The sequence below is a fragment of the Bacillus cereus group sp. MYBK227-1 genome (genome assembly GCF_051916325.1).
Taxonomy (GTDB): domain Bacteria; phylum Bacillota; class Bacilli; order Bacillales; family Bacillaceae_G; genus Bacillus_A; species Bacillus_A cereus.
In genome coordinates this window covers 790,118-803,968 of the sequence record NZ_JBQAGK010000002.1, presented here as the reverse complement: position 1 = coordinate 803,968, position 13,851 = coordinate 790,118, and the positions used below count along the sequence as shown (strand labels likewise).

Here is a 13,851-nt window from a genome sequence, read left to right as displayed (position 1 = left end):
ATGCATATTAAAGACACACTTCCCCATCGTTATCCATTTTTAATGATTGATAAAGTAACAAATGTAAAACAAGATGAATTCGTTACAGGATATAAACTCATTACAAATAACGAATGGTTTATAAATGATAGTCACAAACATATGCCTCATATGTTAATTGTAGAAGCACTTGCTCAGCTTAGTGCATTTGTACATACAAGTGATTCTGAAGGACTAGGATTCCTCTCCTCTTTAGATGGAGTTGAATTCCACGGAAAAGCATATCCCGGTGATAAACTTGATTTACATTATGAGCTAACGCGCAATCGCCGAGGTTTTGTTCTTGGTAAAGGTATTGCAACTGTAAACGACCAGCCTATTGTAACTATAGAAAAACTATTAATATATCAAGCAGATTAAAGTGTTCCTTATATCAGTTGGAAATATCTATTCTCAACCGATTAAGTAAATAGGAAAACATATTACGTAGTTAGGAGCAGGAAAATGGAACGTACTATCGGTATCGATGCTGGAGGCACATTAACGAAAATAGCTTATTTTAACAAAAAAAAGCTATTAACTTTTGAAAAATTTTATTCGCATGAACAACATAAAATAATAGATTGGATTAAAAACAACAATGGCATAAAACAAATATGTATTACGGGTGGTAAATCGAAACTATTACAGCAACTGCTTACAGGTTCATATAAAATAATAGAGCTAAGCGAATTTGAAGCTACTCTTGCAGGTGTCCAATTCATATTAAAAGAAGAACAACATACTATAAACAATTTTATTTTAACCAATATCGGTACAGGTACTTCTATCCATTATGTTTATAATGAACAATATATTCGCGCTGGTGGAACCGGAGTTGGCGGTGGGACTATTATGGGACTCTCAAAATTGTTAACAAATATAGATCATTTTGAAGATATAATACCTCTAACAAAAGTAGGATCTAGAAAAGAGCTAGATATTACGGTTGGAGATATTTATGGTGGTATTCTTTCCCCTATCGATAATAACTTAACTGCTAGTAACTTCGGAAAAGCAGCCATTACAGAATCAAATAATAGTAGCTCCGATATACTAGCTACTGTACAAGGACTTGTCGGTGAAGTCGTTACTGCATTAAGCCTTCAATTCGCTGAAACAAAAAACATTGAACATATTATTTATATTGGTTCGACTTTATGTAATAACGTACAACTTCAACATATTATTAGTAGCTACACCGAATATCAAAATAAAACACCAATCTTTTTGCAAGATGGTGGTAATAGCGGTGCAATTGGTGCATTACTTCATGCTACGAAATAAAAAGCTGACTTTTGTCAGCTTTTTAGAAATGGCACTTCAAATTCAATAATTGATTCCCCGTTCTCTCCAATTCGCTCCACGCTTATTCTATCAATCACACAATTTAACTTCCCATGAAAACTAGGAATCTCCTTCACTACTTCAGCAGCTAATTCGGCACTTTCTTTTCTTCCGACTGTTACATGCGGGATGTACGGAATGTCTTCTTTCAAAAATTGTAATAAAGGTCCTGTATATAGAATATTATGTAGTTCCTCTATTTGTTCTTTCCCCTTTTCAACTCGTAAAAACAAATATTCTCTTTCACTTGTAATTTGATTCGTAAATTCAATTTCTATATTCTGTATCGGTTTTGATACATTTATAATATGTAATTTCAGCTCATCATTTGAAATCGAACTTTCAAATGGGAATACAATTGTAATATGCGGTGAAATTAATCCAAATAAAGGATCATGTTTTTGCCTAATGTCCTCGATTTCGCTAATGAACATGTCGTTTAGAAAAAGTAAAATTGTACGCATTTTTATCCCCTCAACTTTTCCTCATTATAATATGTATCATATTCTATGACAGCCTGCCCTTCAACAACTTGTTTTGCTTACCTGTAAAAATAAAAAAACTTCTCAAATGAGAAGTTTTCATATAGCATGATTATTATTTTCCCGCCAAACTTTTCTAAACTTATACTTTGAACTGTTCCACCACCAGGTAAATGATTAATAATTGCAACCACATCTGAATTATTACCAACGTATGTCCCAGTATATTTCTTAAAATCATCTGACCTAACATCATATATATCTTTTATTCTTTCTCCGTTAGAACAAGCCGCAATGAATAAAAAAATTGTTAGCATAACGATCATGTTATGATGCATATATTTCATTTAGCATCCCCCATTTTTATCGATATTTCGTTAATTACAATATTTACTTTCAAATCCCTTTTTAAATATACGCATTTTAATCAAAATTAAAAATTTTCATTTTTTATGTTTACAATTATCCATTAATTGTATATACTTACTAACGTAAGAAAAAAATTCTAAAAGGAGGTCGAAGGAAATGATGAAATTACAATTACATGCATTAACTTTAGCGTTAACTGCACCTGTGTTTTCTGGACAATTAAATATGAATTCGACCACCCTAATGGAGAATTGAAAATCGTACTTTATTTCATTTAATTCATAAATTCGCCACAGGAGGTCGTATACTTTCCTGTGGCTTTTTCACGCCCAGCCATAGGAGAACTGTATCTTCCTGTGGTTTTTTTGCGCGATTTTTTAGTCTCTTACATTATTTTTCTAAGAAAGGAGCAACATTCAATGACTATTAGCGTATTGTTTTTAAGTATTACGATTCAAAGAAATACAATTTCTAAAGATGAAATTCTTCATAATGAGCAAATTGAAAAAGCTATGAATGATGTTAAGGAGCGCCAAGCACTTTACTGTGATCACCTGTAATTCCTTTTCGAAAGGAGGAATTCATTTATGACTTTTCATATTTTCTTTTTTACGACTGTACTTCAAAAACATACTTTATCTGAAACTGAAATCAATCGTAAACAACAGTTAAAACAACTGACTGATAAAATAACTGACATTAAAAGTTCATACTACACTCAAATGTATTAAAAATATATTTTAAAGGGGTAATATATTCATGAAATTTAAAGCATTCTTTTTAACAATCACCATTCAAAAACGTAAGCTTTCACAGAAAGAGATTTTACGTGAACAACACATTCAAAACATTATGGACGAAGTAAAAGAGCGCCAATCTTCTTATTACACTCGTCTTTTCTAAATCACTTATAAAGGGGTAATTATTTTATGAAATTTAAAGTATTCTTTTTAACCATTACCATTCAAAAAAATAAATTTTCCGAGTCTGAAATGCTTCATGAGCGACAAATTAATCAGGCTATGGATTCTGTAAAAGAAAGACAAAGTCATTACTGTAGTCACCTGTAATTTCTTATTACACTCGTTTTTTCTAAATCACTTATAAAGGGGCAATTATTTTATGAAATTTAAAGTATTCTTTTTAACCATTACCATTCAAAAAAATAAATTTTCTGAGTCTGAAATGCTTCATGAACGTCAAATTAATCAGGCTATGAATTCTGTAAAAGAAAGACAAAGTCATTACTGTAGTCATCTGTAATTCCAATTCGAAAGGAGGAATTCACATATGAAGTTTCACCTTTTCTTTTTAACGATTACGATTCAAAAAGAAACAATATCTCAAAATGAATTAAAACAAGAAAGACAATATAAACAAGTTATTAATGAAATTCGAGATCGTAGAAGCAAATACTACACTCACCTTTAATCGTTTAACTATATGGAATTGAAAGGAGTCGATTATGATGTTGATAGCACGCTGTAAGGAAATGATTTGGATAGTTCAGAGGGATTCCACATAGTTTTATAGAGCTTATACCACACAAGTTTATCACTGAATTTGATGTATAAAAAATATATAATAAAATCAAATCAACCCACTTTTAATTATTTATAAACAAAAGAGATACACCACTTAAAAAGCGGTGTATCTTCCTCAGTTTTTACTATTTTCGGTTACTTCTCTTCGTCTTAAACAATCTCACTAAGTTCGAAACAACTGTTTTTGTTACTGCATAAACTGGTACTGCTAAAATCATTCCGATAATTCCCGCAAAGTTACCTACCCCTAAAATTAAAATAATAATTGTTAGTGGATGAATATTTAATTTCGAGCTCATAATACGTGGTGAAATAATATTACTTTCAAACTGTTGTACAATTGTTACGATAATAATTACGTATAAGGCTTGCATCGGAGATACGAACAGTCCTACAATAACAGCTGGTGCTGCCCCGATAAATGGACCTAAGTTAGGAATGATGTTTGTAAATGCTGCGATAATTCCTAAAACGAAAGCGTACGGTAAATCAATAATTAAATAACCGATAAAAGTAAACGCACCTACAAATATACAAACGAGCGCTTGCCCTTGAATATATGCAGATAATGTTTCGTTCGTTTCCTTAATGATACGAAGCCCCTCTTCACGGTAAGATTCTGGTAATAAACTTACCGCTTTTCCTGGAAAGGCATGTCCATCTTTAAACATGTAAAATAAAATGAACGGTACAGTAAATACAACTAATGCAACGTTCGTGATAATACCAAATAAAGCCGTTGCACTCGACGTAATTGTATTTGGTATATCTTTTAAGTATTCAATCGCATTTTTTTCAATTGTTTCAATGGAAACGTAGTTTTGTGTAGATAACCATTCAAACAACCTATGATGTGATAATTCTTGTATGTATACTTTTCCCTCTTTTATGTAGCCTGGCATATTTTTTACTAAGTCCATTAGCTGTTGTGAAATCGTAGGAACAACTACTCCAACGCCAACCGCAGTTAATGTTATGATAAAAAGATATAACAGCAATATCGCTAAATTTCTAGGTACTTTTTTATTCTCCAAAAAGATTAATACAGGATTAAATATGAAGTATAAAAAAAGCGCGATTAAGATTGGGAAAAATAATGTTGATATGAAGATACCAATCGGTTGAAATAAAAATGATATTTTTGTGCAAATAAATATGATTCCTACAACCATTAGCACTTCTAATGTCCAAAAGTGCACTTTTGATTTCAAAAAAATGGCCTCCTTTAAACTAGCACTTCTCTTCATTGTACCAAAATAAGTATGAATTTCACATAATATTTTCCTTTACAATATTCCAAAATACCAATAAATACACTACAATGAGATTACATACAAATTTGCAGGTAAAGGTGATAAAAATGACACAATGCATCATTTGCAGAAAAGATACGAAAGAACTTAGTGAACAATATGTCATTCCAGAAATATTATGTGGATATTATTTCACAAACTCAATTTGTGATACTTGTCATGAACAAATGACAACAAATATTGATCGTCCTTTAATTAGGCATAAATTGAGTCAATTTAAGATTGAACAAATGAAAAGACAAATTGATTCCCCACTCTATACGAATGAGCACGGTGAGGAACTTGCGGCTGCTGAGACTGATGTTGTCGAAGTAAGCGACGAAATTCTTTATTCTAATGCATTAATTATGAAACTATGTAAAAAGCACGATATTTCCTTACATAATGAAATTTGGAAAGAGGAACGTGTAACGAAAGTAGCGAGTTCTATTCAACGTGAATTACTATTAGATAACCGTAAATATAAAATGAGTATATTAAAAATGGCTTATACATTCGCTGTACAAGCAGTTGATGGCTACTTTGAAGATCAAGATGCAATTGATATTTCTACCATTCTCTCAAATGCAGATTTCGTGGAACTAAAAGAAAAAAGCATTGTACGTGATTTAAGCAAAAGTTCTTTATGGAATACGCTAAATACAAGTAGTGAAAATCATTACTTTATTTTACTTAGCGATAAAGACGGTCTGTTTTGCTTCATTCGCTTGTTTGACATCTTTGATGTTGTCGTTCATTTATCAGAAAAAAGATTTGACCTTCCATCACCCATTGTCGGTGTAAATAATGTGAATACACAGAAATTTTATGTCCAAAGTTTAAAACAGTATATGGATGGGCTGTTCAAAGAAAAAGCACCTACTATATAATAGATACCAGAACATACGGTCTCCTTTCTTGATGAAAAGACACTGTGTTATAATGAGTATGAAAAGAACAATACAATCACATAAACCAATTATAAATTGTATATAAATAAAAAAGACTAGTGTGCGGCTACACACTAGTCCACGTAACTTAGCAGATTGGATTGTTCATTTATCCTATTTGTTTCTTACAAACAAAACAACCCACATTCTATAGGCATAGGTGGGTTGTTATTTTTTGAGCTTGTCTATTAAAACGACGACGAACGTTAACAATGCAACGAGAAACAGTCCACCCTGCAGTAGCAACGCTATTTCACTCACGTATTATCACCCCCCTCCTACTCGGAGAAGTGATAATTGAACAACCAACCGCACCTTAAGTTACCCTTTGATTTTACCATATTTTCTAATAATTTACGATGAAAACCCGCAAGCGAATAACTTGCGGATTTTTTATACCCTATTAACAGGCAGTAAACAAAATGAAGCAATAAATAAGTGAAACTTTATTTCTCACTATTTTTTTAATGCATATGCATATGCATCAGCAATCATTTCACCAACAATTTTATTTTCTTCTTTCTTCTTGTCTTTCAATAATGGGAATAACAATTCTGCCACTTCATACGCTTCTTCTAAATGCGGATATCCTGATAAAACAAACGTATCAATTCCTAACGATTCATATTCTTTTATCCTTTCTGCTACTGTATGCGGATCGCCTACAAGTGCAGTACCTGCCCCACCTCTTACAAGTCCGATTCCAGCCCATAAATTAGGGCTTATCTCTAACGACTCTCTCGTACCTTTATTTAAATGTGTCATCCGTTTTTGACCAACCGAATCATATCTTGCAAATGTCTTTTGAGCAAGCTCAATTGTTTCATTATCCACATATTGAATTAAACGTTCGGCCTCTTCCCATGCTTCTTCTTCTGTCTCTCTTACAATTACGTGTAATCTAATGCCAAATCGGACTGTACGCCCCTTCTCTTCTGCAAGTTTTCTTACTTCTTCTACTTTTTCTTTTACTTGCTCTGGCGGCTCTCCCCACGTTAAATATACATCACTATGTTCAGCTGCTACTTCTTTTCCAACAGCTGATGATCCTCCGAAATATATAGGAGGATATGGCGTTTGAACTGGTGGGAATACAACTTTACTATCTGTAACTTGAATATGTTTTCCTTCTAAAGAGATCGTTTCACCTTGCAATGTCGATTTCCAAACTTTTAAAAATTCATCCGCTGCTTCATACCTTTCATCATGATCAAGATATAATCCATCTCCTTGTAGTTCAACTGGATCTCCTCCAGCTACTACATTAATAAGCAGTCTCCCATCTGAAATTCTATCAAATGTAGATGCCATCCTCGCTGCAACTGTAGGGGACATTAGTCCTGGTCTTACTGCTACTAAAAATTTTAGTTTTTCTGTTTCAGCAGCAAGAGCTGAAGCTAACACCCAAGGGTCTTCACATCCTTGACCAGTTGGAAGTAAAACACCCGTATATCCTAAATAATCAGCTGCCGCAGCAACTTGCTTATAATAACCATATTCAGCTGCTCTTCCTCGTTTTGTCGTTCCTAAATATCGACCATCTCCATAAGCCGGAATAAACCATAATAATTCCATGCCTTTACACACCCCTTATTTATTTTGAATCGTATACTAACACATTCTATATAAATTACCCCTAATAATTTATATGTTAATTCCCAGTCTCACCTTTAAAATTATCTCGCCATCTTAAAAACTTCGCTTCTAGTAAACGTACTAGAGAGTCAGAAAACTTCCCAACAAATGCAAAGATAATTATGCCGACAAATACAATATCTGTATTTGAAAATTGCCTTGCATCCATAATCATATAACCAATACCTTCTGTAGATCCCATAAGTTCTGCTACTACTAAACTCACCCATGCAACACCTAACGATAACCTTGCTCCTAGTAAAAGGTTAGGCAATGCAGATGGTAAAATGAGTTTCGTAATTAGTTTTCTTTTGCTAAACTCTAACACTCTCGCAACATCAAATAACTTTGAATCCACACCTCTAATACCTAAAAATGCGTTTACGTATAAAGGAAAAAATGCACCATCTGCAATTAATAACACTTTCGATGTTTCACCAAAACCGAACCATAATACGAAAAGTGGCGCAACAGCTAGATGAGGTACAGTTCTTAACATTTGCACAGATGGATCTAAATATTGCTCACTTCTCGTTGAAAATCCAACAATCGTTCCTAAAATGATTCCTAAGCCCCCACCAATAAAGAAACCAGCCGCAGCCCTGAATACACTAATACTTAAATGGCCGAATAACTCTCCTGTTTTAATAAGCTCTTGGAAAGCTAAAAAAATATCTAATGGTGTTGGTAAAACTGTTTTAGAAACAAGACCGAATACGCCAGCTAGCTGCCAAATTATTAATATAATAACCGGTATAGTAATCGCCCTTACTAAAACTTTTACATTTAACTTTCGCACATTCTTAACTCTGTTTTTCTCAATCGTTATACTCGCTGGTTTCATAACAGCTTTCGTATTTTCCACTTTACAAAACCTCTTTTCACTTCGCTTTCAATGCTTTTTCTACGAAAGAATTATCTACAACTTTTTCCGCCTTAATTTCTTTCTTTATAGAACCGAGCTTATATTGAAAATCCGCTGTCTTTTGTTGTTCTGCTATTATTTCCTTCGTTACCGGAACTAAAATTGGTTTGTCGTGATTAAACACTTCTTTTACGATCTCCGCATCTATCTTTTTTACAGAAGTATATACTTTTATTGCTTCATCTAAGTTAGCATCTTGCCATACACATGCTTTCTCATAAACTTTGAGGAATTTCTCAACTAATTCTGGATGTTCTTTCGCAAATTTTGTTCTCGTAATTAAAAATTCTGGTGAAGAGACATTTAATGTTTCACCGTCTGCAATCACCTTCGCACCTTTATTTAACGTATGTAATGATATGAAAGGGTCCCAAATCGCCCATGCATCTACTGATCCTGATTCAAATGCAGGCTGCGCTTCATCTGGTTGTAATTGAATGACATTTACCTCTTTTGCATCAATCCCTTCTTTATCAAGTGCTCGATACAATAAATTAAAGGCACTACTTCCTTTTGCTACTGCAATTTTTTTACCTTTTAACTCTTTTACACTCGCAATCTTGCTATCTTTTTGAACGAGAATTCCAGTTCCTTTTCTCGCATAACTTGTATTGGCGATTTCGGTAAATCCAATACCTGCTGCTTGCGCTGAAATGACTGGAGAATTCCCTACTTCACCAAAGTCTAATCGGTTTGATGCGATTGCTTCAAAATAAGGAGGTCCACTTTGGAACTCTGTCCATTTCACTTTAACTCCTTCTTTTTTAAACTCCTCTTCAAACCACCCCTTTTTCTTTGCTAGTAATAGCGGGCTTAACCCTTGCTGTATACCAATTTGTATTGTTACATCTTCTTTCTTACTACTTGCTGTACTTTTTTCACATCCTAATAAACATACTGATATAGCTAAAGCAAAAGAAAGAATTTTAAATTTTTTATACATATAAAATCACCCTTTTCCTATATACTTGTTTGAATCAACCCTCCATATTCAAACTGCTGTAATACTTTCGTTCGAAGTTGTTGGAACGATTGAGAAGTTTTATTTCGCGGATAAGGCAAATTATTTTCAATCACTTTATGTATTTTCCCTGGTTTTGCACTCATAATGATGATTCGGTTTGAAAGATATATCGCTTCGTCTATATCATGTGTAACGAATATCATTGTTGTTTTCTTCTGCTCCCAAATATTTAGCAATACTTCTTGTAAATGACTTCGAGTAAAAGCATCCAGCGCTCCAAAAGGTTCATCAAGTAATAATACATTTGGATCTCTTAATAACGCTCTCGCTATCGCAACACGTTGTGACATCCCGCCTGAAATTTCTTTCGGATACGATTTTTCAAAGCCATCTAACCGAACGATTTCAACCCATTCTCTCACCTTATCTTTCACATACTTATCTTTTAACGACAAATCTGCCGCTATATTTTCTTCAACTGTTAACCATGGAAAAAGCCTATGTTCTTGAAAAATAAAACCTTGTTTCTTGCTCGTTTTTAAGATAGGCTCCCCGTCAATAACAACTTCACCTTCAAAATCATTATCTAGACCTGCAACAATTTTTAGTAATGTACTTTTTCCGCACCCACTCGGACCAATTACTGTAACAAAATCCCCTTCCTCTAATTGAAAATTAATATTCTCTAGCACTTGAACCGTACCAGTTTGTTTCAAAAAATATTTTGATACCCCATCAATTGAAACAGTCATTTCTTCCCCCCCTTAAAATGATTCATATAAATGAACAGATTCAGTATTTGTGCAATAAAAAAACCAAAGGCATTTTATCTGTTGATAAAATACCTTTGGTTTCTCCAATCAGCAATACGTTATGGAATTAAGTATATATTATACAAATATTTCCGATAAGTCAACTAGGTTTTATTAAAACATACATATGATTTGTTTGAACATTTTACTTTTGTTTATTTTAACGATATCGTTTACTTACTATTTTTTCTGATCTTTAATCCACTGTAACCAATAAGAAAACTCACACGCTAAATGCATTTGATGGGATTTAATTAGACTATTAGGACAAAGGGCTGGGAACTCAACAACTAGACTTACTTCTATCCCTGTATCAGTATCTTTAAATTGATGTCGAACTCCACCAATAGTAGTACCATCTTTCATACGTGCAACACCTGTTGATTGATATTGATAAGATTTATCTCTTGGTGTTTTCAATCCAGTTTCGTCACCAAAAACAATGAAAAATTGTACTGGAAACGGAGAATTACCAGTAGTTTCGATAACCTCTAATTCATTTTCCCCAAAGGGCCTTAGTACATAGTGATCAGGACAAGCAGATAAATTCACTTTGTTATTTTCACGTGATTGTTCAAGCATCAAACTATCAATTCCATGTATGGCTTCTTCTGCTGTAATCCCGTCTAAATAAATACTAGTTTTTGAAAATTTTCGTCTATCGCCAGATAAAAGAGTACAGATACGCATACCTATTGCACTTAATCTAAGTTTTGATTTCAACTTTTCGTACATTTCATTGTATGTATATCGCAACTTTATTTCCGTTAGCTGTTTTATCATGACGTCTGTATCATTTATTTCAGACTCTTTATGTCCTAATATATATAATACTTTTTTTATCCGTTCTCTTTTCCATTTTATAAGTTGCTCTTGTGAGATATTATTTCCATCGATAATAATCTTCATATACTCTCTCCTTCCTTTTGATTGTATCGTAGTGTAGTTAATACTAAATTAACCATTTCTTGTTTTGTATCTAGATTCAACTTTACTTCTGAATGAGCAATACTGCTAAGACCGTATAAAATAAACCCAGAAGCTAATAATGAGTTATCAGTATAAAAAATCCCTGTTTTCACTCCCTCTTCAATTACTTGTCTAATTAACGGTTGCATACGTGCGAATAATTTCTGTTCCAGTTGAAAATGTTGTTCCGTCTGAAACGAACTCACATTTTTATAGGGTGCTAACTTTTCAATAAATGTCCAAAATATATCTAGTGAATCTTTCATCTTTTGCATGACAGACCGTTCATTTGAAACAAGTATTTCTTCAATTAACTCCATATTTTTCACAATACAGTCATTTAAAAATTCATCAACAAAATTCTCTTTAGACTTGAAGTAATAATAAAATAAGCCCGTTGCTACACCTGCATGATTCACAACATCTTTTATGCCAAATCCTTTCATACCATTTTTCATATATAGTTCAAAACCAATATCCATTAACTCTTGGCGTCTTACATCTGGTTCTTTTGATATTCTTTTCATACGTCATCTCCTACAATGTTTTCACCACGACTGAATCTGATTCAATCATAAACGACTGAACTTGATTCAGTCAATATTATTTCATAAATTTAAAATCGATTTAATAACTAAGCGACGAAATTTCTACAAAAAAAGAGTAATCTCAAGAGATATGCTACTAACCTTAGATTGATCAAAAAAGTTAGATCATATAACTTGAGACTACTCATTTCCATTCAAAATATTTATGTAATTAAATTTTATTTCCTCCGCACCCTGGCTGTCTCCAAAACTATTGGTGGAAGCTCTTTTTGAATGATTTCTTTTAATTCATAAAGAGCTTTCTTCACATAACCACCTTCGAAATTTCCTAATGGTTCTGGTAATTCATCCTCATCCAATATGAAATATTCTCCATTTGGAAGTACCATAATATCGATGATTAAATCTTCAAAGGAAACCACTTCATCTTTTATTTGTGTGTTTTTTACGATATTAAAATAGGAACCTAAATACTTTCCTTTTATATCTCTCCATACGTATAAATTGTACGGACGATCTCTCCAGTAATATGCGATTGTATAACTCCCTTTTGGGATTGTTAACTTAGTATCATTTGCAGTCATTGTAAATGAATACTGCACCTCGTGAAATAAAACGATACTTTGTGATTGCTTTCAAGTAATAAGCAATTGTGATCTACTATTGTTGAGTTATACCGGATTTTTCTTTCTATAATTTCAATTTTCGATGTAAGTAACTTATTCATTATTTTGTTTCCCCTTATGCTAGTTCTATCCTCAATTATATCTATTTATGTAGTGATAAAGAAGTGTATAGTTTTTTATATAATGATTTATACAAGTACATAATAAAAACTCCTTCTTATTTAGAAAGAGTTTTTCACTATCCATGTTTCATATTTTTTCACTTCTAACGGAAACTCATTTGTTTTCATGCAACTAACAGTACTATTACTCATGTTTTAACTTTTCCTTAACCGCATCATAAAATTTTCGTTCTTCATCAACATTTAAGTAAACACGACTTACTGTTTTAGAAAAGCCGTATAACAACTGCGCTTTCACTGGCTCTTTTAATGTTATTTCAAAAGTAGCAGGTTCTTTTATGAACTCCATAACAGTTGCATCCAATACCTGCTTCCCTTCTTTTGCCGTTAGCAATTCACCCTTGTAGAACGCAATATTATCAATTTGTGTAAATGGCATAACAATTTTCTTTCCTAATCCGATTTGAATGATTACTTGTTCTTCTGTTACGACAAGTGGATTTTTGCGCATCGCTTGTATTTCAGCTATAAAATAAATCATCGCGTATACATTTAAAATAAGTAAAATCCATGCTATTACTGGATTCCACTGATGTAGTAAATAATGAAAACCAATGCTTTCAATTGCTGTTGCGTGAATAATCATGATATACACACCTATAGCACCAGTCTTTTTATGATATGAGTATACAGATTTACCTGTTGGTACTTTTTCACGCCACGATAAAAACGCATAATAGATTAACTTACACTCTGTTAGAATGACATCTATTAACTTACCTCTTTTCATAGTAGCGTCAAACGCTGCATCAATTGCATAAGAAAAGGAATAATTTTCTCTTCTATATTCTTTATATTTTTTTATTATTTTAGGAAGCACTCTAACAATTTTATAGAGAAGGAATAATTCTAGACCTACAAATGCAATTTCAGCCGCAACAATAATATAAGAGATGAATGAAAAAGCTTGTAAATAATCACTTGGAATAATAAATCTTGCAAAAATATAACCAGCTATTACAACAGGAACTATATATGTTAACGAGTATCTTTTTCGAATAATGAAGAAATATGTGATGATTGGAATGACAAACAAGCAATCTAATAATGACCCAAGCACAACTTCTTTCGGCGCAACTGGTACAATTGGAAGGGCATACAATAAATAGTTTGATAGCATAATTAAAGAGACGAGTCCAATCCAAATACCTTTTCGCCTTCGTGATAGTGTAACCTTCATACGTTCAC

Annotated in this window: 19 protein-coding genes and 2 pseudogenes; 9 read left to right on the top strand and 12 right to left on the bottom strand. The window is 32.8% G+C overall.

The features are described from left to right. Nucleotides 1-399 carry a 3-hydroxyacyl-ACP dehydratase FabZ family protein gene (locus ACTFRM_RS11155; protein ID WP_000547649.1) on the top strand — a complete coding sequence of 133 codons (399 nt, stop codon included), beginning with the start codon at nt 1-3 and terminating at the stop codon, nt 397-399. Nucleotides 400-483: 84 nt separating this feature from the next. Then, nucleotides 484-1,305: a type II pantothenate kinase gene (gene coaW, locus ACTFRM_RS11150; protein WP_000442501.1), complete on the top strand. Its 822-nt coding sequence runs from the start codon at nt 484-486 to the stop codon at nt 1,303-1,305. Between the two features lie 14 nt (nt 1,306-1,319). Here the strand turns inward: coaW and ACTFRM_RS11145 are convergent, their stop codons facing one another. Next, on the bottom strand, nt 1,320-1,829 hold the full coding sequence (locus tag ACTFRM_RS11145) for a 2'-5' RNA ligase family protein (protein ID WP_088322056.1): 510 nt from the start codon (nt 1,827-1,829) through the stop codon (nt 1,320-1,322). Between the two features lie 134 nt (nt 1,830-1,963). Next, nucleotides 1,964-2,194: pseudogene (locus ACTFRM_RS11140) on the bottom strand (DUF4825 domain-containing protein); the annotation flags it as partial. A gap of 441 nt (nt 2,195-2,635) precedes the next feature. Here ACTFRM_RS11140 and ACTFRM_RS11135 point away from each other — a divergent pair. Genes ACTFRM_RS11135 through ACTFRM_RS11110 form a run of 6 tightly spaced genes read left to right on the top strand, consistent with a single transcriptional unit; the run spans nt 2,636 to nt 3,647 of the window. Further along, complete coding sequence (locus ACTFRM_RS11135) at nt 2,636-2,776, top strand: YrzI family small protein (protein WP_000156193.1); 141 nt, start codon at nt 2,636-2,638, stop codon at nt 2,774-2,776. A gap of 27 nt (nt 2,777-2,803) precedes the next feature. Continuing rightward, nucleotides 2,804-2,947 (top strand): YrzI family small protein, encoded by a 144-nt coding sequence (locus ACTFRM_RS11130; protein ID WP_000142712.1) that lies wholly within the window; start codon nt 2,804-2,806, stop codon nt 2,945-2,947. A gap of 28 nt (nt 2,948-2,975) precedes the next feature. Continuing rightward, nucleotides 2,976-3,119, top strand: coding sequence for a YrzI family small protein (locus ACTFRM_RS11125; protein ID WP_000668963.1), 144 nt, complete (start codon nt 2,976-2,978; stop codon nt 3,117-3,119). A 26-nt stretch (nt 3,120-3,145) separates the two neighbouring features. Then, a complete protein-coding gene (locus ACTFRM_RS11120) occupies nt 3,146-3,286 on the top strand; it encodes a YrzI family small protein (RefSeq protein ID WP_000669805.1) in 141 nt (46 codons plus the stop codon). Between the two features lie 52 nt (nt 3,287-3,338). Beyond that, a complete protein-coding gene (locus tag ACTFRM_RS11115) occupies nt 3,339-3,479 on the top strand; it encodes a YrzI family small protein (protein WP_000669806.1) in 141 nt (46 codons plus the stop codon). Between the two features lie 27 nt (nt 3,480-3,506). Further along, the gene (locus ACTFRM_RS11110) at nt 3,507-3,647 is read left to right on the top strand and encodes a YrzI family small protein (protein WP_000668498.1); all 141 of its coding nucleotides are present in this window, start codon (nt 3,507-3,509) and stop codon (nt 3,645-3,647) included. A gap of 238 nt (nt 3,648-3,885) precedes the next feature. Here the strand turns inward: ACTFRM_RS11110 and ACTFRM_RS11105 are convergent, their stop codons facing one another. Next, complete coding sequence (locus ACTFRM_RS11105) at nt 3,886-4,971, bottom strand: AI-2E family transporter (RefSeq protein WP_000837892.1); 1,086 nt, start codon at nt 4,969-4,971, stop codon at nt 3,886-3,888. Between the two features lie 149 nt (nt 4,972-5,120). On the opposite strand from ACTFRM_RS11105, the gene ACTFRM_RS11100 reads away from it, so the two are divergent. Then, nucleotides 5,121-5,942 (top strand): HNH endonuclease, encoded by an 822-nt coding sequence (locus ACTFRM_RS11100; RefSeq protein WP_000189709.1) that lies wholly within the window; start codon nt 5,121-5,123, stop codon nt 5,940-5,942. Between the two features lie 228 nt (nt 5,943-6,170). On the opposite strand, the gene ACTFRM_RS11095 is transcribed toward ACTFRM_RS11100, so the two are convergent. The 9 genes and pseudogenes from ACTFRM_RS11095 to ACTFRM_RS11055 all read right to left on the bottom strand — a co-directional run bounded on the left by ACTFRM_RS11095 (nt 6,171) and on the right by ACTFRM_RS11055 (nt 13,843). After that, a complete protein-coding gene (locus tag ACTFRM_RS11095) occupies nt 6,171-6,263 on the bottom strand; it encodes a putative holin-like toxin (RefSeq protein WP_001289320.1) in 93 nt (30 codons plus the stop codon). A gap of 195 nt (nt 6,264-6,458) precedes the next feature. Beyond that, nucleotides 6,459-7,577: an FMNH2-dependent alkanesulfonate monooxygenase gene (gene ssuD, locus ACTFRM_RS11090; protein ID WP_440043300.1), complete on the bottom strand. Its 1,119-nt coding sequence runs from the start codon at nt 7,575-7,577 to the stop codon at nt 6,459-6,461. 76 nt (nt 7,578-7,653) lie between these two features. Then, nucleotides 7,654-8,502 (bottom strand): ABC transporter permease, encoded by an 849-nt coding sequence (locus ACTFRM_RS11085; RefSeq protein ID WP_000432128.1) that lies wholly within the window; start codon nt 8,500-8,502, stop codon nt 7,654-7,656. 16 nt (nt 8,503-8,518) lie between these two features. Next, nucleotides 8,519-9,505 (bottom strand): aliphatic sulfonate ABC transporter substrate-binding protein, encoded by a 987-nt coding sequence (locus ACTFRM_RS11080; protein ID WP_088322059.1) that lies wholly within the window; start codon nt 9,503-9,505, stop codon nt 8,519-8,521. Nucleotides 9,506-9,522: 17 nt separating this feature from the next. After that, nucleotides 9,523-10,278, bottom strand: a complete 756-nt coding sequence (locus ACTFRM_RS11075) for an ABC transporter ATP-binding protein (protein WP_000218576.1) — start codon at nt 10,276-10,278, stop codon at nt 9,523-9,525. A gap of 240 nt (nt 10,279-10,518) precedes the next feature. Next, complete coding sequence (locus ACTFRM_RS11070; RefSeq protein WP_000691333.1) at nt 10,519-11,247, bottom strand: hypothetical protein; 729 nt, start codon at nt 11,245-11,247, stop codon at nt 10,519-10,521. Next, the gene (locus ACTFRM_RS11065) at nt 11,244-11,834 is read right to left on the bottom strand and encodes a TetR/AcrR family transcriptional regulator (protein ID WP_440043299.1); all 591 of its coding nucleotides are present in this window, start codon (nt 11,832-11,834) and stop codon (nt 11,244-11,246) included. Before ACTFRM_RS11065 ends, ACTFRM_RS11070 begins: the two co-directional genes overlap by 4 nt. 239 nt (nt 11,835-12,073) lie before the next feature. After that, nucleotides 12,074-12,582: pseudogene (locus ACTFRM_RS11060) on the bottom strand (DUF402 domain-containing protein). 205 nt (nt 12,583-12,787) lie between these two features. Then, a complete protein-coding gene (locus ACTFRM_RS11055; RefSeq protein ID WP_290101081.1) occupies nt 12,788-13,843 on the bottom strand; it encodes a hypothetical protein in 1,056 nt (351 codons plus the stop codon). Between the last annotated feature and the right edge of the window lie 8 nt (nt 13,844-13,851).